Source organism: Acutalibacter sp. LFL-21, from assembly GCF_025630755.1.
Classification (GTDB): Bacteria; Bacillota; Clostridia; order Oscillospirales; family Acutalibacteraceae; genus Acutalibacter; species Acutalibacter stercoravium.
The window spans coordinates 201,884-221,027 of the sequence record NZ_JAOTNT010000002.1 but is presented as its reverse complement, the minus strand read 5'-3'; the positions used below and the strand labels follow the sequence as shown (position 1 = coordinate 221,027).

17 protein-coding genes and 1 tRNA gene are annotated in these 19,144 nt (G+C 58.1%); 11 read left to right on the top strand and 7 right to left on the bottom strand.

Going from position 1 to position 19,144, the window contains the following annotated elements; genetic code table 11:
* Positions 1 to 108: 108 nt before the first annotated feature.
* From ODJ80_RS03350 to gpmI, 4 genes are all read left to right on the top strand, one after another.
* Positions 109 to 1,320, top strand: coding sequence for a phosphoglycerate kinase (locus ODJ80_RS03350; protein WP_263040912.1), 1,212 nt, complete (start codon positions 109 to 111; stop codon positions 1,318 to 1,320).
* A gap of 85 nt (positions 1,321 to 1,405) precedes the next feature.
* The gene (gene tpiA / locus ODJ80_RS03345; RefSeq protein WP_263040911.1) at positions 1,406 to 2,176 is read left to right on the top strand and encodes a triose-phosphate isomerase; all 771 of its coding nucleotides are present in this window, start codon (positions 1,406 to 1,408) and stop codon (positions 2,174 to 2,176) included.
* Positions 2,177 to 2,181: 5 nt separating this feature from the next.
* Positions 2,182 to 2,406 carry a PF20097 family protein gene (locus ODJ80_RS03340; RefSeq protein ID WP_263040910.1) on the top strand — a complete coding sequence of 75 codons (225 nt, stop codon included), beginning with the start codon at positions 2,182 to 2,184 and terminating at the stop codon, positions 2,404 to 2,406.
* A 255-nt stretch (positions 2,407 to 2,661) separates the two neighbouring features.
* Complete coding sequence (gene gpmI, locus ODJ80_RS03335) at positions 2,662 to 4,173, top strand: 2,3-bisphosphoglycerate-independent phosphoglycerate mutase (protein ID WP_263040909.1); 1,512 nt, start codon at positions 2,662 to 2,664, stop codon at positions 4,171 to 4,173.
* A 78-nt stretch (positions 4,174 to 4,251) separates the two neighbouring features.
* Here gpmI and ODJ80_RS03330 read toward each other — a convergent pair whose 3' ends face one another.
* Both ODJ80_RS03330 and ODJ80_RS03325 read right to left on the bottom strand, forming a co-directional pair.
* Positions 4,252 to 4,806, bottom strand: a complete 555-nt coding sequence (locus ODJ80_RS03330) for a hypothetical protein (protein WP_263040908.1) — start codon at positions 4,804 to 4,806, stop codon at positions 4,252 to 4,254.
* A 105-nt stretch (positions 4,807 to 4,911) separates the two neighbouring features.
* A complete protein-coding gene (locus ODJ80_RS03325; protein ID WP_263040907.1) occupies positions 4,912 to 5,373 on the bottom strand; it encodes a helix-turn-helix transcriptional regulator in 462 nt (153 codons plus the stop codon).
* 203 nt (positions 5,374 to 5,576) lie between these two features.
* Here ODJ80_RS03325 and ODJ80_RS03320 point away from each other — a divergent pair, with 203 nt between their 5' ends.
* Entirely contained in the window at positions 5,577 to 7,154 is a 1,578-nt protein-coding gene (locus tag ODJ80_RS03320) for a peptide ABC transporter substrate-binding protein (protein ID WP_263040906.1), read from the top strand.
* A gap of 32 nt (positions 7,155 to 7,186) precedes the next feature.
* On the opposite strand, the gene mtnN is transcribed toward ODJ80_RS03320, so the two are convergent.
* From mtnN to rpsT, 3 genes are all read right to left on the bottom strand, one after another.
* On the bottom strand, positions 7,187 to 7,894 hold the full coding sequence (mtnN, locus tag ODJ80_RS03315) for a 5'-methylthioadenosine/S-adenosylhomocysteine nucleosidase (RefSeq protein ID WP_263040905.1): 708 nt from the start codon (positions 7,892 to 7,894) through the stop codon (positions 7,187 to 7,189).
* A 59-nt stretch (positions 7,895 to 7,953) separates the two neighbouring features.
* A complete protein-coding gene (locus ODJ80_RS03310; RefSeq protein WP_263040904.1) occupies positions 7,954 to 8,103 on the bottom strand; it encodes a hypothetical protein in 150 nt (49 codons plus the stop codon).
* 186 nt (positions 8,104 to 8,289) lie between these two features.
* Positions 8,290 to 8,550 carry a 30S ribosomal protein S20 gene (gene rpsT, locus ODJ80_RS03305; RefSeq protein ID WP_263040903.1) on the bottom strand — a complete coding sequence of 87 codons (261 nt, stop codon included), beginning with the start codon at positions 8,548 to 8,550 and terminating at the stop codon, positions 8,290 to 8,292.
* 164 nt (positions 8,551 to 8,714) lie between these two features.
* Here rpsT and ODJ80_RS03300 point away from each other — a divergent pair.
* Positions 8,715 to 8,789 (top strand) — tRNA-Arg (locus ODJ80_RS03300).
* Positions 8,790 to 8,893: 104 nt separating this feature from the next.
* Here ODJ80_RS03300 and ODJ80_RS03295 read toward each other — a convergent pair.
* The gene (locus ODJ80_RS03295) at positions 8,894 to 10,474 is read right to left on the bottom strand and encodes a response regulator (RefSeq protein WP_263040902.1); all 1,581 of its coding nucleotides are present in this window, start codon (positions 10,472 to 10,474) and stop codon (positions 8,894 to 8,896) included.
* Positions 10,471 to 12,294 (bottom strand): cache domain-containing sensor histidine kinase, encoded by a 1,824-nt coding sequence (locus ODJ80_RS03290; RefSeq protein WP_263040901.1) that lies wholly within the window; start codon positions 12,292 to 12,294, stop codon positions 10,471 to 10,473. The genes ODJ80_RS03295 and ODJ80_RS03290 overlap by 4 nt, the downstream gene beginning before the upstream one ends.
* A gap of 262 nt (positions 12,295 to 12,556) precedes the next feature.
* Here ODJ80_RS03290 and ODJ80_RS03285 point away from each other — a divergent pair, with 262 nt between their 5' ends.
* From ODJ80_RS03285 to ODJ80_RS03265, 5 genes are all read left to right on the top strand, one after another.
* Positions 12,557 to 13,948: an ABC transporter substrate-binding protein gene (locus tag ODJ80_RS03285; RefSeq protein ID WP_263040900.1), complete on the top strand. Its 1,392-nt coding sequence runs from the start codon at positions 12,557 to 12,559 to the stop codon at positions 13,946 to 13,948.
* A 139-nt stretch (positions 13,949 to 14,087) separates the two neighbouring features.
* Positions 14,088 to 14,984: a carbohydrate ABC transporter permease gene (locus ODJ80_RS03280; protein ID WP_263040899.1), complete on the top strand. Its 897-nt coding sequence runs from the start codon at positions 14,088 to 14,090 to the stop codon at positions 14,982 to 14,984.
* 13 nt (positions 14,985 to 14,997) lie between these two features.
* Positions 14,998 to 15,858, top strand: a complete 861-nt coding sequence (locus ODJ80_RS03275) for a carbohydrate ABC transporter permease (RefSeq protein ID WP_263040898.1) — start codon at positions 14,998 to 15,000, stop codon at positions 15,856 to 15,858.
* A 98-nt stretch (positions 15,859 to 15,956) separates the two neighbouring features.
* Entirely contained in the window at positions 15,957 to 17,096 is a 1,140-nt protein-coding gene (locus ODJ80_RS03270; RefSeq protein WP_263040897.1) for a hypothetical protein, read from the top strand.
* Positions 17,097 to 17,121: 25 nt separating this feature from the next.
* Positions 17,122 to 19,140: a glycoside hydrolase family 31 protein gene (locus ODJ80_RS03265; protein WP_263040896.1), complete on the top strand. Its 2,019-nt coding sequence runs from the start codon at positions 17,122 to 17,124 to the stop codon at positions 19,138 to 19,140.
* Positions 19,141 to 19,144: the final 4 nt, after the last annotated feature.

Sequence of the window (19,144 nt, the reverse complement as noted above, 5' to 3'; positions counted from 1 at the left end):
TTCACCGCTTTTTGACTTGAAAAGGGGACGTTTCTGTTATACAATGATAGATGGTAATTTGTGCAAACTTTCACAATCCACCATTTCGTTTAAAGGAGTGCACTGAACATGAGCTTTCTCAGCAAAAAGACAATCGACGACATCGACGTAAAAGGCAAGCGCGTGCTGGTCCGTGTTGACTTCAACGTCCCCATGAAGGACGGCGTCATCACCAATGACAACCGCATTGTGGCGGCCCTGCCCACCATTAAGAAGCTGGTGGCCGACGGCGGCAAGGTGATCCTGTGCAGCCATCTGGGCAAGCCGAAGAACGGCCCTGAGGCCAAGTTCAGCCTGGCCCCCTGCGCTGTCCGCCTCTCTGAACTGCTGGGGCAGCCCGTGGTCTTTGCCGACGACGACACCGTGGTGGGCGACAACGCCAAGGCCGCCGTGGCCGCGATGAAGGACGGCGACGTTGTGGTGCTGCAGAACACCCGCTTCCGCAAGGAGGAGACCAAGAACCTGGAGCCCTTCTCCAGCGAGCTGGCCAGCCTGGCTGACGTGTATGTCAACGACGCTTTCGGCTCTGCCCACCGCGCCCACTGCTCCACTGCTGGTGTCACCGACCACATCAAGGACACCGCTGTGGGCTATCTGATGAGCAAGGAGATCGAGTTCCTGGGCAACGCCGTGGAGAACCCCGTGCGTCCCTTCGTGGCCATTCTGGGCGGCGCCAAGGTGGCTGACAAGCTGAGCGTCATCGAGAACCTGCTGACCAAGGTGGACACCCTGATCATCGGCGGCGGCATGGCTTACACCTTCCTGAAGGCCCAGGGCAAAGAGGTTGGCACCTCTCTGGTGGACGAGGAGAAGATCGAGTACTGCCAGAACATGCTGAAGAAGGCTGAGGAGAAGGGCGTCAAGCTGCTTCTGCCTGTGGACACCGTCATCGCTCCCGCGTTCCCCGACCCCATCGACGCCGAGATCGCCACTGAGGTTGTGGACTCCGACAAGATCCCCGCGGACAAGATGGGCCTGGACATCGGCCCCAAGACCCGCGAGCTGTTTGGCGAGGCTGTGAAGTCCGCCAAGACCGTGGTCTGGAACGGCCCCATGGGCGTGTTTGAGAACCCCGTGCTGGCTGAGGGCACCCGCGCTGTGGCCAAGGCCCTGGCTGAGACCGACGCCACCACCATCATCGGCGGCGGCGACTCCGCTGCGGCTGTGATGCAGCTGGGCTACGCCGACAAGATCACCCACATCTCCACCGGCGGCGGCGCCTCCCTGGAGTACCTGGAGGGCAAGGTTCTGCCCGGCATTGCCTGCATTGCCGACAAATAAATCCCTACGCTCAGAATGCGGCGGCCCCAAGCCGCCGCATTTTTGATAAACCATTTACCCATACTATATAAAGGAGAGAACCCTCATGAATAAAGCACTGCGCAAGGCGGTTATCGCCGGCAACTGGAAAATGAACAAGACCCCCGCGGAGGCCAAGGAGCTGATTTCCGCCATCGCCCCCCTGGTGAAGGACGCCGGCTGCGACGTGGTGGCCTGCACCCCCTTTGTGGACCTGGCTTCCGCCCAGGAGGCCGCTGCCGGCACCAACATCCAGATTGGCGCGGAGAACTGCCACTGGGAGAAGAGCGGCGCCTACACCGGTGAGATCAGCGCGGAGATGCTCAGCTCCATGGGTGTGAATATCGTCATTATCGGCCACAGCGAGCGCCGCCAGTACTTTGGCGAGACCGACGTGACCGTGCAGAAGCGTGTTCGGGCTGCTCTGGACGCCGGCCTGACCGTGATCCTCTGCGTGGGCGAGACCCTGGAGCAGCGGGAGCAGGGTATCACCAGCGAGCTGGTGGCCATGCAGACCAAGATCGCCTTGGGCGGCGTCTCTGAGGAGGAGCTGAAGCGCGTTATTATCGCTTACGAGCCTGTGTGGGCCATCGGCACCGGCAAGACCGCCACGGCCCAGCAGGCCAACGAGGTGTGCCACACCATCCGTGAGGTCATCGGCGCTGTGTACAGCCAGGCCGCTGCCGACGGCATCACCATCCAGTACGGCGGCTCCATGAATGCTGGCAACGCTGCCGAGCTGCTGGCCCAGCCCGACGTGGACGGCGGCCTGATCGGCGGCGCCTCCCTGAAGCCCAACGACTTCGCCACCATCGTCAAGGCTGCCACGGAAGGCTGAGCCCTATGAACTGCCCTGTTTGCGGAAAGGAAATGGAGCCCGGCTTTGTGCAGACCAACCAGCGGGCCGCCTGGGTGAAAAAGCCCCATCCCCTGACCTTGATGCCCAAGGAGGGGGAAGTCCTGCTGGACAACAAGCTGTTCAGCTCCTGCTCCTTCCCCGGCTGGCTTTGCAGGGACTGCAAGAAAATCGTCCTGGATTACGGCGGCAAGCCCAGCCAGGAGGGGTGATTTTTCCTCTTTCAGGTCGTGGGCACGCATAAACGGCTGACCCCGCCGCCTAAGAAATCTCCCCATCTCCGAAAGCTGCCAACGCGGGCTGCAAGCTGGCGTTTTTCACCCCGTTTCGCCGCCCTAAAGCGGCGTGCGCGAAATAAAAGTTCTTTGCTTCTTTCTTTCAAGAAAGAAGGGAAATAGGCGCACCGCAAGGTGCGACCTTTATCAGGCTTCCCGCTTGGGAAGCCTGGGAAAGGATGTGTCTTTACTATGAAAAAACCTCTTGTTTTGATGATTCTCGATGGCTTTGGCATCGCCCCCACCGAGGGCAACGCCATTGCCGCGGCAAAGCATCCCAACATGGACAAAATCTTTGCTGAGAACCCCCACACCCAGATTGGCGCCTCCGGCATGGACGTGGGCCTGCCCGACGGCCAGATGGGCAACAGCGAAGTGGGCCACACCAACATCGGCGCGGGCCGCATTGTCTACCAGGAGCTGACCCGCATCACCAAGTCCGCCCAGGACGGCGACATGGATAAGAACGAGGCCCTGCTGAAGGCCATGAACAACGCCAAGAACAACGGCAAGGCGCTGCACTTTATGGGCCTGCTGTCCGACGGCGGCGTGCACAGCCACAACACCCACCTGTACGCTCTGCTGGAAATGGCCAAGCGTGTGGGCGTGGAGAAAGTGTTTGTCCACTGCTTTATGGACGGCCGCGACGTGCCCCCCTCCAGCGGCAAGGACTACGTCAAGGAATTGATGGACAAGCTGGAGGAGATCGGCGTGGGCAAGATTGCCACCGTCATGGGCCGCTACTACGCCATGGACCGGGACAACCGCTGGGAGCGTGTGGAGAAGGCCTATGCCGCCATGGTCTACGGCGAAGGCGAGCAGGCCGAGTGCCCCCTGTGCGCCATGCAGAACTCCTATGACAAGGAAGTCACCGACGAGTTTGTGGTGCCCACGGTTGTCAAGGGCGCCGAGCCCATTTCCGAGGGCGACAGCGTGATCTTCTACAACTTCCGCCCCGACCGGGCCCGGGAAATCACCCGCACCCTGGTGGACCCGGATTTCACCGGCTTTGAGCGGAAGAAGGGCTTCTTCCCCCTCTGCTATGTGTGCATGACCCAGTACGACGCCACCATGCCCAACGTGGAGGTGGCCTACAAGCCCGAGAGCCTGGTGAACACTTTTGGCGAGTACATCTCCAACAAGGGCCTGACCCAGCTGCGCATCGCCGAGACGGAGAAGTACGCACATGTCACCTTCTTCTTCAACGGCGGCGTGGAGAAGCAGTACCCCGGCGAGGACCGCATTCTGGTCAAGTCCCCCGCTGTGGCTACCTACGACCTGCAGCCCGAGATGAGCGCCTATGAGGTCACCGACAAGATGGTGGAGGCCGTGAAATCCGGCAAGTACGACGCCCTCATCCTCAACTACGCCAACTGCGACATGGTGGGCCACACCGGCGTGTTCGAGGCCGCTGTGAAGGCCGTGGAGGCTGTGGACACCTGCGTGGGCCGCGTGGTGGAGGCTGTGAAGGAAATGGGCGGCTGCGTGCTGCTCACCGCCGACCACGGCAACGCCGACAAGATGGTGGACGAGGACGGCACCCCCTTTACCGCCCACACCACCAACCCCGTGCCCTTCTGCGTGATTAACCATCCCTGCCAGCTGCGGGAAGGCGGCCGCCTGGCGGACATCGCCCCCACCATGCTGAAGATTCTGGGCCTGGAGCAGCCCGCTGAGATGACCGGCGAAAGCATTATCCTGTAAGCTCTATCCCCACAAATAAACAGCCAGCCCGCGTTGCCTTGAAAACAGGCCAGCGCGGGCTGGTTTTTTACATGCCTCTCAACCTTCGTGGAGAATATCAATCATGTCAAAATACAGCTGCTCATACTCTGGGGTGTCCATCATCTGGCAAGCCGCCTTCAGGCCCTCCTGCAGCCCCTCCGCCGTGCTGGGATACTGCTTGCCATCCTCTGTGTAGAGCAGCGCCCGCACATAAGGCTCCAGCATAGCCAAGCATTCCTCGGCCTTTTGGCGGCTTTCCTCGGAAGCGTTTTGCTCCGGCAGTGTTTTTGTAGCCATACGGTCCACATAATACAACAAATCATTCCACACCTGGTTCCCTTGAGAGCGGCGATGGAAATGGTTGTACAACGCCAGTTCTTCTTCCAGGGCGCCTATTGCCCTCTGGGTGTACGAGTCTAAAACGTTTTGAGGCTTTTGCTCCTGGGGCACATTCTCGCTGATAGAGCTGTGGACAGCAGAGAAGTTATTGGTGATTTGAAACGCTAACGCCTCTTGCCTATCCCCCATCCGCAGCTGGAGCAGCACCACGCTCCCAAGCAAAAACACCGTGACAAAGGCCACCGCCATGGTCGCCGCCACTTTCTTTTTCATAGAATCTCCTCCTTTTTTCCGCAGATTCTCCCCCTTATAGAATAGCGGATTCCACAAAAAACGCAAGAGAATAAGAAAAAGTATAGGAAATTCGTAAGATTTCTTTCAGGCGTCTTTCCCCTGGCCGGTCCACATCTTGCCCAGAATGTCCTTGAGCACCAAAAAGGCGTCCAAAGGCGTGTAGTGGTAGGTGGATTCCAAATCCTGGAGCAGCGCCGCCAGGGGCGCTGTGTAGCGGGGAATATCCACCTGCTGGGGATAGGTGGTGAGGATGGGGTACATTTCGCCCCACAGCTTGCTCCAGTCCACCTTTTGCTGGGTCTCCTCGCTGGTGTGCCGGATGACACGCTGGATTTCCTCCACCTGGGCATCGTATTGGATCAAATCATCCAAGGTGGTGTGGTAAAGCTGGGCCAGGCTTTTGGCTTGGCGGATATCCGGCAGGGTTTCGTCCAGCTCCCACTCGGAGATAGTCTGGCGGCTGACCCCCAGCTTCTCCGCCACCTCCTCCTGGGTGAGGCCCCTGCTTTTCCTGGCGCTGTATAAACTGTTTCCCAAACTGCTCATTGTGTTTCCTCCTTTGCTGCGCTGGAAACAGTATAGCCCATGCAAGGGGAAAAATCCAGTCCCAAGCCCTTCTCCGCCCGTTTTCCCGTCAAATGGCCGGAAGGAAAACTTTGGACCGCAAAGGCTTTTTTCTCTCTAAGAACAATAGCAGCTTGTTTGCTGTGTATACTAAATTTTATCACGTCTGGAAATGGGGAATGGTCATGGGAAAACGAATTGTTTCCGCGCTGCTCTGCGTGTTTCTGCTGTGCCTGTGCGCGGGCTGCGGGGGGTATAAGGAGGGGCAGAGCTTCACTGCCCTTTTGCCGCAGAACATATTCTCTCTCGATCCACAGACCGCCACAGGCGAGGCTTCCGGCATGGTGTTGGACTCCCTCTTTGAGGGGTTGTGCCGCATTGACGAAAAGGGGGAAACTGTGCCGGGGGTGGCCCGCCGTTGGGAATCCAACGAGGACGCCACAGAGTTCACCTTTCACCTGCGGCCCCGGGCCCAGTGGAGCGACGGCACCCCCCTGACTGCCCAGGACTTCGTGTTCGGCATTACACGGGCTCTCTCCTCCTCCACAGGCGCAATGGCCGAGGATATGTTGGCCATTGTCAACGCCAGGGCCTACGCCGCCGGAGAGGTGGACGCCTCTGCCTTAGGGGTGGTGGCCGAGGACGACCACACGCTGGTCATCCGCCTGGAAAAGAGCAACCCAGACTTCCCCTCCCTCACGGCAGGAGCCCATTACATGCCCTGCAACCAGGACTATTTCCAGTCCTGCCAAGGGCATTACGGCCTCTCCTCAGAGTATCTCATCACCAATGGCCCCTTCACCTTTGCCAGTGCCTACGCCTGGCAGACGGACAGTGGAGAGCGTTCGATCACTGTGACCCGTTCTGAGACCTACCGGGGAGAGAGAAAGGCGGCCGCCGCCAGCGTCACCTACCTCATTGATTATGACGAAGCCTATGACACGGACCCCGTGGCAGCCCTCTCCAGCGGGGAAGTGGACATTGCTGCCTTAACAGCCGTGCAGGCTCAGGCGGCAGAGGAAGCAGGCTGCGGTGTTCTGGCCGTGGACGACGCCGTAACCGGCCTGCTGCTGAACCCCCAGTCGGACAAGCTGGAAAACACCCAGCTCCGTTCCCTGTTCTTCAAGACCCTGGACCGGGCGGACCTGCTCTCCCGCCGGGAAGGCGCAGTGGAGGCCCAGGGCATTATGGCGGACTGCGTGCTGTGGGACGGCGAGCCCTATTACAGCCAGGGCACCCAGGCCTACACCCCCCAGGATCTGGAAGCCACCCAAGAGCTTCCCTCTCTGCTGCGCAGCCTAGAGCTGGACGAGATGCCCAGCATCACCGTCATCTGCCTGAACGACGAGGAATCCATCAATGTGGTCAACGGGATGCTGGTGGCCTGGAACAGCGCTTTAGGCAACGCCTTTAACCTGGAACCCCTCTCTGCCAGCCAATTTCAGGCGCGCATTGCCTCAGGAAATTACGAAGCGGCGCTGTACACCCTGCGGGCTGGGGGCACCACCCCCTATGACGTGTTGAAGTCCTTTGAAAGCACCGCCTCCCCCACCCTGCTGCAAAACGAGGAGTATGACAGCGCCCTGCGCTCCCTGACCTTTGATCTGGCCTCCTACCAGGCGGCGGAACAGCTGCTTCAGGAGCAATATGTGTTCTACCCCCTTTTCCGAGACCAAACCCATTATGGCACCAGTCCCAACACCCGGGGCATCACGGTTTCCCCGGATTTGAGCGTCAGCTTCACCAACGCCCGGAAGCGGTAAAAAATCCCCGAGCCTCTCGCTCGGGGATTTTCTCATTTTTCGCTTTCCCTGTTCAGCTGGTCCAGCACACAACACACAGCCTGGCAGCAGACCTCCGCGGCAGGGGAACAGTTTTCCTCAAAGTCCCCTGCGCCTTCCCCGTCCGCCCCGTCACTGATAGTGCGCACAGAGAGGAAAGGCACCTGGTTCACCAGGCACACATGGGCCACGGCAGCGGTCTCCATGTCCACAATATCCGGATCAAAGGCCCGCTGCAGGGCCAGGCGCTCCGGCCCTGCAATAAAGGCCTCCCCTGTAATGCAGCGGCCAAACACCACCTTCCTCCCTGGAAACGGCTGTGAAGCCAAGCCCCTGCGGGCCGCCTCCAGCAGACGGGGGTCCGTCCGCATCCAGATGGTGGGAAGATGGGGGTGGCTTTCCGTAAGGATCTCCTCTGCCACATCGTGATAGGCCACCTGTTCTGCCACCACCGTGTCAAATGGCGCCAGGGAATCCCGCAGCCCCCCTGCAGCTCCCGCATCAATGACAGCTTTGGCGCCGCACAGGGAAATAAGCTGCTGGGCGGCAATGGCCGCATTGACTTTTCCCACGCCGCCCGCTACCAGGGCCGCTGGGCACCCCTCCAGCCTTCCCAGCGTGAAAGGCAGCATCACCGCCTGCCGGACCTCTTCCCTCTCCAGCCGGCGGAGAAAGGGCGCCAGCTCTGACTCGTCCGCGCAAAATATCCCGACCCGTTCCATAAGCCCTCCTGCAAAAAAAGCGGCAGGAAAGCCCGCCGCCTTTCTTTCATGTTGCGCGATTACTGAATGGAGCAATCCAGATAGTGCTCCAACTCCTCGTCATCCTTTTTCTTGTCCAAATAGAGCAGCAGGGCCGAAAGAGCCGCCACTACAGCGGCCACCGCAGCCACAAAGCCAATGAACAAAGCCAGCTTGCTTCCTTTTTTCATATATGAGCACCTCCAACAGCTTTTAGGATATCCTTCATACAGTTTATGATACCCAATTCTAAGGAAAATGTCAACTGAAAAAATGGGCAAAAAAAACAGCGCAGAGGTGATTTCTCAGGAAACCTGCGTTTCCTGCTACCCTGCGCACTGTTTTTCCATTGTAGAGCCGCAAATGCCGAAGGTCCCTTAGGCGCCAGCGTTGAGCTTCTTGGCGAGGGCGGACTTTCTTCTGGCAGCGGTATTCTTGTGGAGGATCCCCTTGGAAGCGGCCTGGTCGATCTTCTTGATGGCCACGCGAACCACGGCCTCCTTGTCGGCGGCGCCAGCAGCAATTGCAGCGTTGGCCTTCTTGATCTCCGTCTTCAGCTGGGAGTTGATGGCCTTGTTCTGCATGGTCTTGGTGGCGATCACCTTTACACGCTTTTTAGCAGATTTGATATTCGGCATAAGTCACACCTCCTTCTCGAACGCAGAGATTATGATACCACGAGAACGGGAAAAAAGCAAGTTCTTTTTTCATTTTTTCGTGGATGGATTGACAATCTCCCCGGGAATGATGTAAAATAGGAAGACGGCAAAGGAGGCAGCCTTCCCCTTTTGCCAGAGTATCTGCCCCTATAGTTAAACGGATATAACAAACCCCTCCTAAGGGTTAGTTATCGGTTCGATTCCGGTTGGGGGTGCCACAAAAGCGGCGAGCGTGCGCTCGCCGCTTTCTTTATTTCCCCTGCGGCGGCGCTCCTTTCCCAGCGGAAGGGCGCCTCTTTTCTACTCGCGCCGAAGGCCCCGTTCAGTCAAAGGCACTTGTAAAACTGCGGTAGTCATGGGCGGACATATTCACCGCCGCTTTGAACACGCGGTTGAAATACCGCACATTCACATAGCCAACCCGCTGGGCCACATCCCCCACCTTCAGGCTGGTCTCCTTGAGCAAACGCTTGGCCTCTTGAATGCGTTTGTCCGTCAACAGCTGGGTAAAGCTCTTGCCCGTGTGCTCCTTGATCAGCCGGCTGACATAGGAGGGGTTCCTCCCCACCGCGCGGGAGGCCTCCGCAAGGCCCACCGGTTCACTGTAATGGGCGTTGATAAACTCCCTCACAGCGTTCACCACCACATTGCAGCGGCTTTGCTGCTGGTTGGCCACTTCCTGGCACACCTCGCCCAGCCAATGGGAGATAGCCCGGGTGGAGCTTTCCATATCCTCTTCCCGCAGCAGGGGAAGGATCTGATTCGTCAGCTCTGTAACGCGCCCTGCCGGCACATTCATCTCATGCATCAAAAAGGATACGTTGGAAACGATGACCAGGTAAGAGCTGGCAGCATAGCCCGGGGCATCAGCCTGCAGGCCGATGACCACTTGCTCGAACTGGCGCAAAACAGCGGCCCGGTTTCCGGAACGAATCGCGGCCACCAGCGTGTGGATAGAGTTCTCCGTCTCCCAGCGCTCCCCGGCGTTTTCCGCGATGTCTTCATAAAAAAGAAAATCATTGCGGCCAGAGTCCTCCAGCAAATCCAGGCACTCGGAGGTCTGCTGCCGCAGGTTCTGGATGTTGGCCAGTGTGTGAGACACCTGGCTGATGCCTGCGGAAAGCATGCCCAAAAAGTTTTCCCGGGCATACGCCAGCACCCGCTTAAGCAAGGCAAGAACCGCCTCGCTGTCGGTAAAGGGGTCCTCCTCTGTAACCCTCCACAGGAAGAACACCCGGTTGCCAAAAACATAGGTGACGGTTTCAGGAAGAAGCTCCTGGATATATTTCTCGGTGAGGTATGTGCAGTAATACTGGCCCTCCATGCGCCCGCTCTCAATAGCCGTGCTGCAGCTGACCGCAACCAGCCGGTAAGTGGTGAAATCCAGCTGGAACGTCTCCCGCTGCTGGTCCGCGTCCAGATAGGGGCCCTGGCGAAACAAAAGGCCCTCGATAAACTGGCGGCGCACCGTCTCCAGGTTGCTGGCAAAATACTCCTGAAACACCGTATACAGCCTTTGATGCTTTTCCTCCAGCTCCAAATTCTTCTGGGCCCGCTGCACCGAGGCAATCAGCTTGTCCGGCTCCACCGGCTTGAGGATATAGTCAAACACCCGGTTCTTAATGGCTGTTTGGGCGTACTCGAAATCTGAATAGCCGGTGATGAGGATTACTGGGGTATGGGGCCGCTTTTCATTGACATAGGCCGCCAAATCCAGACCGCTCTTTATGGGCATGCGGATGTCGCTGAGGATAATATCCGGGCATTTCTCATCAATAATGCGGATAGCTTCTATGGCGTTTTCCGCCAGGTAGAGCTTGTCAATGGACAGCCTGGAGCTCTCCAGCACACCCCGGATTTTCTCCCGCAGCAGCTTCTCGTCATCAACAATCAATATGGTCAAGAATGTTCTCCTTTCGTTTGTTTTTCGGGCAGGGCCCCTGTGGTCAGCTTGGGAAGGCGCACTGTCACACTGGACCCCTTCCCCTGCAAATTCTGGATCTTCAGGCCGTAGGCCTCCCCGTACATCAGACGCACCCGGGCCTGGATATTTTTCAGGCCGATGCTTTCCTTGCCGTCATACTGGCGGATCTCTGAAAAGGAGGTGTCCTCTTGGTCGAGAAGAGCGTCGATGACCTCCTGGGGGATTCCGGCGCCGTTATCCTTCACGGTAAAGGAAATGCAATCTTCCCCTTCTTCCCCAAAGAGGCCGATCATCCCCCGGCCCAGCAAATGGGAGACACCGTGGACCACGGAATTTTCCAGCAGGGGCTGCAGGATCAGCTTGGGAAGGTAATAGTCCATCATGCTCTCGGGGATCTCGCATAAAAACAACAGCTTGTCCCCATACCGCATTTTATTGATATACATGTACTGGTCGATATGTTTAAGCTCTTCCCGCACAGGAAGCAGTTCCTTGCCTTTGACGTTGGCCCGTATCAGGTTGGCCAGGGCGGTGACGGTCTTTTTCACATCCTCTGGCCGGTTTTGATCTACCAGGCTGTTAATGCAGTCCAGCGTATTATAAATAAAATGGGGGTTGATCTGCGCCTGAAAGGCTTTCAGTTCGGCGCTTTTGACCAGAAGCTCCTTGGAGTACACCGTGTCGATCAGGTTGTCAATGCGGGCCATCATGTCATTGTAGACCAGGGCCAGGTCCCGGAACTCGTCCTGGCTGTCCACTTGGATGAAGGGCTGCTTCTGCGGATCGTCCGTGTGGCTGATTTGCCATTGGAACCGCTGGAACTGCCGGGAGATGGTGTGAGATACCCCCCAGATGACCAACACCACCAAAATGATGGACACCAGCACCAGCCCGCCCTGGAGCGTGGTGGTGCGGTAGATGTTCCGGTAGAGCACGCTCTCGTTAATGACCAGGTAGAGGTCCCAGCCGCTGACACTAGACTGGGTGTGATGGATGCGCAGGGATTCCCCCTCTACTGTCAGGTGCTCTGTATCCGCGCCCACCTGCAGCAGGGTCTCCTCGGAAAGAGGCGTGGAATTGAACACCACCTGGTCCTGCGAGTTGACAATGAACAGCAAAGGGTCCTCGCCGCTGCCCCAGTTGGAAGCGCGGGAGGAAAACTCCTGCAAAAAGCCCAGGTTCACATCCAGCATCAAGGTGCCCAGCTCCACGTCTTTGATCGGATCCCGCACACTGCGCACCAGGGTCACCAACCCGTCAGAGAGTTCCTCGTAAGTAAAAAACATGGCCCCCTTCAAACGGCTGGCAGTCTCCTCATGGCCGTCCAGGCGGGCAGTGAACGCCCCGTGAGGGATGCTGCTGTCCATCTTCCAAACATAGTAATCCCCATTGACAGTCTTTAGGGAAATGCTCTCCACATAGATATCGTAGCTGATAATCATGCTGTACATGTCCCGGCGGAACTCCGTCTCCAGGTCCTCCTTGGCCTCGTCATTCAGGCGCGCTTGGGAAATCTGCATCCGGCTTTGCAGGTTGGTGTCAAACATGAAGATTTCCGTTTCCTGCCGCAGCTTTTGAAGATAGCTGTCCACCAGCTGCACCTTTTGGTTGACATTGGTGTCCGCTTGCCGGTTGACAATGTTTTGGGTTTCTCGAAAGGAGACCCAATATACGGTCAGCAGAAAAAATAAAAAGGCCGCCAGTACCACCGGGACCAATGTGATCAACAGTTTCTTTTGAATGGCAAAGCGACTCATAAAGCGGCTCCAGATATGAGCGCCCACTTGCTTTTTCGACACCAGCAGCACCTCTCTTCCCTTTCCGCTGCGGAATTCCCGCTAATTTCCCCAAAACCTTCCACCGGGCAAATTCATCAAATATGATATCAAAAGCATATACTTAACCGGCAAAAATGTCAAGGAACAAAAAGGTAAAAAAAGAGGCACCAAACCGCAAATTTGCGGCAGTGGTCATTTTGCACACCTTTTGTTATGATAAATATAGAAATTATGCTGTTTTAACCACAGCGAAAATTTTGTTGAGGAAAGGATGAAGACAACCATGAAAGCAAAAAAACTGTTGGCTGTTATGCTGGCGGGCGCTCTGGCTCTGTCCGCGGCGGGCTGCGGCGGCGGTGGCGGAACCTCCAGCACCAGCGGTACCTCCAGCACGGGAGGCACCTCCTCCACCAGCGAGACCTCTTCTGCGGCCGGTGAAAGCTCTGCTGAGACCAGCGGGACCGCGGCCAAATCAGACGCCACCCTGGAGATCTGGGTGTATGGCTGGGAAAAGGCCAGCGCCGACAAGATCGCCGAGGATGTGACCGCCTATGAGGAAGAGACCGGCGTGAAGGTCACCGTGACCCCCATCGCCAACGACTCTTACTCCACCAAGATCCAGGCCACTATCGCCGGTGGCACCAACCCCGACCTGGCCTTTGTGGACGCCGGTGTGCAGAGCATGCAGCTGGCTGCCAAGGGCAAGCTGCTGGGCTTGACGGAGTATGGCGTGGACGAGTACAAAGATGACTTCTATGAGTCCGTGTGGGACACCATGGTCTATAAGGATGAGGTCTATGGCCTGCGCATCACCTCCAACAACCTGGCCCTGTTCTATAACAAGGACCTGTTCGACGCGGCTGGTCTGGAGTATCCCGATGACACCTGGGAGTGGGATGACCTGCGCAACGCTGCCAAGACCCTGACCGATACCGAAGCTGGCGTTTACGGCCTGGACCTGCCTGTCTATGACAAGAACGGCGGCTACACCTGGAACTGGCTGCCCTTCCTGTGGCAGAACGGCGGCGAATTCCTCAACGAGGACCGCACCGAGGCTGTCTTCAACTCTGCCGAGGGCGTGGAGGCCCTGGAGTTCTGGAAGGCTATGGTGCAAGACGATAAGAGCGTTCCCCTGCAGGCTGCCCCCACCGGCGTGAACCGGTTCACCTCCGGCATCACCGCTATGGTCATCGACGGCCCCTGGAACCTGCGCACCTTCCTGGAAGACCCTGAGTTCAAGGATTCCTTCGGCGTGGCTCCCCTGCCCTCAAAGGACGGCGAACGCGCCACTGTGGTAGGCGGCGAAGGCGTTGTGATTTTCAGCGACACCGAGTATCCTCAGGAAGCCTACGATTACCTGACCCACCTGTGCTGCTCTGACTTCACTCAAGTGTTCTGGGACAACTGGCTGACCGTTCCTCCGCAGTCCGCTTTTGCTGATTACTATGCGGATGACGAAACCTACGGCGACTATATCCAGGTCTTCTCCGACCAGATGGATTACTCCCGCACCCGTCCCTTCACTCCCTCTTGGCCCCAGATCGAAAACGCCCTGGGCATCAACCTGCAGGGCTACATGTTCGACAAGAGCGATGACGCCCAGGCCTCTCTGGACGCTGCCGCTGAGGAGGTCAACGAGATCCTGGCCGATGAAGCCAAGGAATACGGCGAATAACCACGGCACGCCATCTGAAATGGCTGCCATTTGACCGGTATGAAAAAAGCGGGCGGCGGCTCTTCCCGTTTGGGGAACACCGCCACCCCTTTTTTTATCAACTGGGATCTGCATTTTCTAGAGAGGAAGGCGAAGCTGCATGGAACGCGCGAAAACCAAAAACCGTCTGCAGCGCAGATGGAATTTCTGGGGTTATTTATTCATTCTCCCCAACTTTATCGGCTTTGTGCTGTTTATGCTGGTGCCCATCATCATGGCGCTGGTGTTCAGCTTTACAAACTACGATGTTATCTCCACGATGGATTTCATCGGCTTTGAAAACTACATCGACCTGTTTACCGACGACCAGTTTCTGATTTCCCTGCGCAACACCCTGTGGTACTGCGTGCTGACCGTGCCCAGCGGCGTGGTGCTGGCCCTGCTGATGGCCGTGCTGCTCAACCGCCAGCTCAAGGGCATGGCAATCTTCCGCACGTTAGTGTTTATCCCCGTCATCACCTCTATGGTGGCTGTCTCTCTGGTGTGGAGCATGCTGTATGAGGACAACAGCGGCCTGCTGAACATCCTTCTGGGCTACCTTGGCTTGGGGCCTGTGCACTGGCTGACCGACACCAACATGGCCATGATCTCCATTGCCATTATGAGCGTGTGGAAAGGCCTGGGCTACAACATGACCATCTTCCTGGCGGGCCTGCAGGGCGTGCCGGGCGAGCTGTACGAGGCCGCCACCATCGACGGCGCCAACTCCGTGCAAAAGTTCTTTAAGATCACCGTACCCATGATCGGACCCACCACCTATTTCGTCACCTTGATGGCCTTAATCGGTTCCCTGCAGGTATTTGACCAGGTGAACATTATGACAGGTGGCGGCCCTGTGGACGCAACCAAGACCGTTGCCTTCTACCTTTACCAGTACGGGTTCCAGTTCTACAAGATGGGCTACGCCTGCGCTGCGGCCTATGTGCTGTTCATCCTGGTGTTCATCGTTTCGCTCATTCAGAACATCAGCTCCAAAAAATGGGCCGACCTGACCTGAGGAGGTGGAAATAATGGCAACCCAAGCAATCGCAATCAAAAAGAAAAAAAGCACTAGCGCAATCGTCCGGAAGGTACTGCTCTACGTGCTCCTCATTATCATCGGGATTATTATGGTGGTCCCCTTCCTGTGGATGATCTCCACCTCCCTGAAGGAGCAGTATGACACGGTGAAGATTCCCCCTGTGTGGATTCCCAATCCGCCCCGGTGGCAGAACTATGTGGACCTGTTTACCCAGCAGCCCATGCTCCAGTTCATGCTCAACACCATCAAGATCGTGTTCTTTGTGGTTTTAGGCCAGCTGTTCTTCAGCAGCCTGGCCGCTTATTCCTTCGCCCGCATCAAGTTCAAGGGGCGCACGGTGATGTTCTTCTTCTACATTGCCACGCTGATGGTCCCCGGCCAGGTGACCATGATCCCCACCTATTTGATGTTCGCCAAGGTGGGTCTGGTAGATAACCATATCGTGTTGATCTTGCCCGCGTTCTTCTCGGCCTTTGGCGTGTTCCTGCTCCGGCAATTCTTCATGTCCCTTCCCAAGGAATTGGAGGAAGCCGCCGAGATAGACGGGTGCAACCCCTTCACCACCTACTACCGCATTATGCTGCCCTTGATCGTTCCGGCCATGCTCACCCTGGGCGTGTTCACCCTGATGAACACCTGGAACGACTACATGGGGCCCCTGATCTATTTAACCACTCCGGAGAAGTACACCATGACCTTGGGCATCGCCTACTTCAAGGGCGTGTACACCACCCAATGGAACCTGGTGATGGCCGGTTCCGTGCTGTCTGTAATTCCCATTCTGGTCGCTTATCTTTGCGCACAGAAATACTTTGTGGAGGGCATTGCTTTCAGCGGCGTAAAAGGATAACTTTCCAATCGGGAAAGCTGCATCAAACAGAATACTACAATCCAGCGGGGACGGCCTTTTTGGCCGTCTCGGCTGCCTAGGGGAGGTATTTTGCCGCCATGGAAACAATTCAGAGCGCCCTGCACGAGATGACCGGGCTTTCAAAACAGCTGATCCGGGGCTGTGAAAAGCCGGCTTGTGACGGCACTGTGCTCTACACGCCGGATGGCGTGGGAAACTATGACGCCCTGTGGGTGCGAGACTTCGGCTATATGGCCGAATACTGCGGAGACCTGATGGGCGCCCCTGCGCTGGAAGCCTGCCTGGACTTCATCCTGACAGGCCAGCGGGAGGACGGCTGGCTGCCAGACCGGATTGAGGCCAGCGGAGAGCCTGTGTATGCCGCCGGCGCCAAGGGCGCCCCGGTGGGGGAAGCCAATTTGGACAACACGCCCTTCTTTTTGTTCGCTGCGTACAGCTACTGGATGCTGTGCCAGGAGAGGGACAGGGGCCATGCTTTGGAAAAGGTGAAATCCTGGATAGGCCCCATGGCCCGGGGCCTGTGGTGCATCCCCCTGTCGGAGGAGGGGCTGGTCTACAATGACCCGGCAAAGCCCCACTCCCCCTACGGGTTCACGGACACCGTCTGCAAAACCGGAAGGCTGTATATGGAGTCCTTGCTGTACTGGCGGGCCTGCCGCCAGTTGGCTATTCTGGCAGAAGCTGCTTCCGCTCCGAAGGACCTGCAGGCGGATTTTTCCCAGCGGGCCCAGCATGTAGAGAAAGAGCTCTGCCGCCTGTACGGCCCGGATCAAGGCATTTTTTACGCAGCGGACGGCCTCTGCCGCCAGCCGGATATCTGGGGCATGGCTTACATGCTGGCCATTGGGTTTCCTTTGGAGGCTTCCGTAAGGGCCGCCGTGGAGCGGTGGCTGACAGAACACCAGCCGGAGTACCTGTATCGGGGGCAGGTGTGCCACCTGCCCGGCGGCGGCACCTGGGAAAAGCTGCTCATCGACGTGGCGCCCGGGGAATATCAAAACGGGGCCTACTGGGCCACGGCCAGCGGCTGGGTGTGGCAGGTTCTGCAACGAACCGATCCAGAAGGAGCAGGCCGCCTGCTCTCGGAGCTTTTAGAGGACTTCCGGGAGGGCGGCGCCTGCGAGTGCATCAACCGGGGCTACCGCAAGCTGCCCCAATTTGTGGTCAGCGCCACGAACATCCGGGGCGCCCTGCGGGAATGGCTGGGGCAGTCCTGAAATATCTTCGAGAGGAGTTATATCCATGCTGAAAATCGACCAGCAAAAGATTGTATGGGAGTATGACGGAGACCTGCTTGTCATTGAGCCCTGGGGGAAAAACAGCCTGCGGGCCAGGGCTTCCCACATGCGGACCCTGAACCTGGAACAGCCTTGGGCCCTGCTGCCCCAGGAGGAAGTCCAGGCTCAGGCCTACTGCGTCACCTATAAAGGCCACCAAGCCGTGCGCTTGGACAACGGGGCCATCTCCGCCGTCATTGAAGAGAACGGCCGGGCCTCCTTCCTGGACAAAAACGGGGAGGTGCTCCTGCAGGAGTACCAGCGGGACCGAACCATGCGGGGCACCAACTACAGCCCCATGATGATCAAGGGCCGGGAGTTTTCCCCTATGCGTGGGCCGGACAACAGCCTGACGGTCCGCTTTGAGTCCGATGAGGAGGAAAAGCTCTATGGCATGGGACAGTACCAGCAGGAAACCTTTAATCTGAAGGGGTCTGTGTTGGAACTGGCCCACCGCAACTCTCAGGTAAGCGTGCCCTTTGTGCTTTCCAGCAAGAATTACGGCTTCTTGTGGAACAACCCGGCCGTGGGCAAGGCCACTTTCGGCACCAACCACACGGAATGGGAAGCCTATTCCACCCCCCAGATGGACTATTGGATCACCGCGGGGGACAGCCCCCGGCAGATTCTCTCCCAGTATGCCCGCGCCACGGGGATGCCCTCCCCCATGCCGGAGTTCGCCACCGGGTTCTGGCAGTGCAAAATGCGGTACCGCACCCAGGAGGAGCTGCTGAGCGTGGCCCGGGAGTACAAACGGCGGGGGCTGCCCATCTCCGTCATCATCATCGACTTCTTCCACTGGCCGGAACAGGGCGTGTGGGACTTTGACCCGGAGTACTGGCCTGATCCGGAAGCCATGGTGAAAGAGCTGGAGGAAATGGGCATTAAGCTGATGGTGTCTGTGTGGCCCACTGTGGACCCCAAGAGCCCCAATTATCCCACCATGATGGAGCAGGGCTACCTGGTCCACACCGACCGGGGCAACCGCACCCAGCTGGAGTGCGGCGGCTATGAGGTGTTCTACGATGCCACCCACCCCGGCGCCCGGGAGTTCGTCTGGGACAAGATCAAAAAGCACTACTATGACCGGGGCATCAAGCACTTCTGGCTGGATGCCGCCGAACCGGAGACCATCCCCTATCATTACGACAACTTCCGCTACCACATGGGATCCGGCCTGGAGGTGGCCAACGTCTACCCCTATTACTATGAAAAAACCGTGTATGATGGCCTGAAGGCCGCCGGCGAGACCGACATCATCAACCTGGAGCGGTGCGCCTGGGCCGGCAGCCAGCGGCTGGCCACCCTGGTGTGGTCTGGCGATATCGTCTCCAGCTTCCACAGCATGCGGCGGCAGATTGTGGCCGGGCTGCACATGGCGGTGGCGGGCATTCCCTGGTGGACCACCGACATCGGCGGCTTCGACTTTGGCAACCCAGACGACCCGGCCTTCCGGGAGCTGCTGGTGCGCTGGTTCCAGTACGGGGTGTTCTGCCCGGTGTTCCGGCTTCACGGGGCCCGGGTGTTCTCCAGCGACGCTCAAGAGGGCATGGGCTACGGCGGCGCTCCCAGCGGCGCGCCCAACGAGGTGTGGAGCTACGGCGAGGAGGCCTACGGCATCCTGTGCAAGTACCTGTTCCTGCGGGAACGCATTCGGGGCTATGTGATGGCCCAGATGGACCTGTGCCACCAGGAAGGTATCCCGCCCATGCGGCCCCTGTTCGTGGACTATCCCGAGGATGAAGCCGCCTGGAGCGTGAAGGACCAGTTCCTCTTTGGGCCGGATATCCTGGTCTCCCCCATCACCCATGGAGGGCAGACCAGCCGCAGCGTCTATCTGCCCAAGGGGGCCCGGTGGGTCCAGGTGGGCACTGGCCAGGTGCTGGAAGGCGGCCAGGCCGTGGAATGCGCCGCGCCCTTGGAAACCATTCCCCTGTTCGTGCGGGAGGGCGGCTCTGTAGAGGCCAAGACGCTGGAAATTTAAGGGA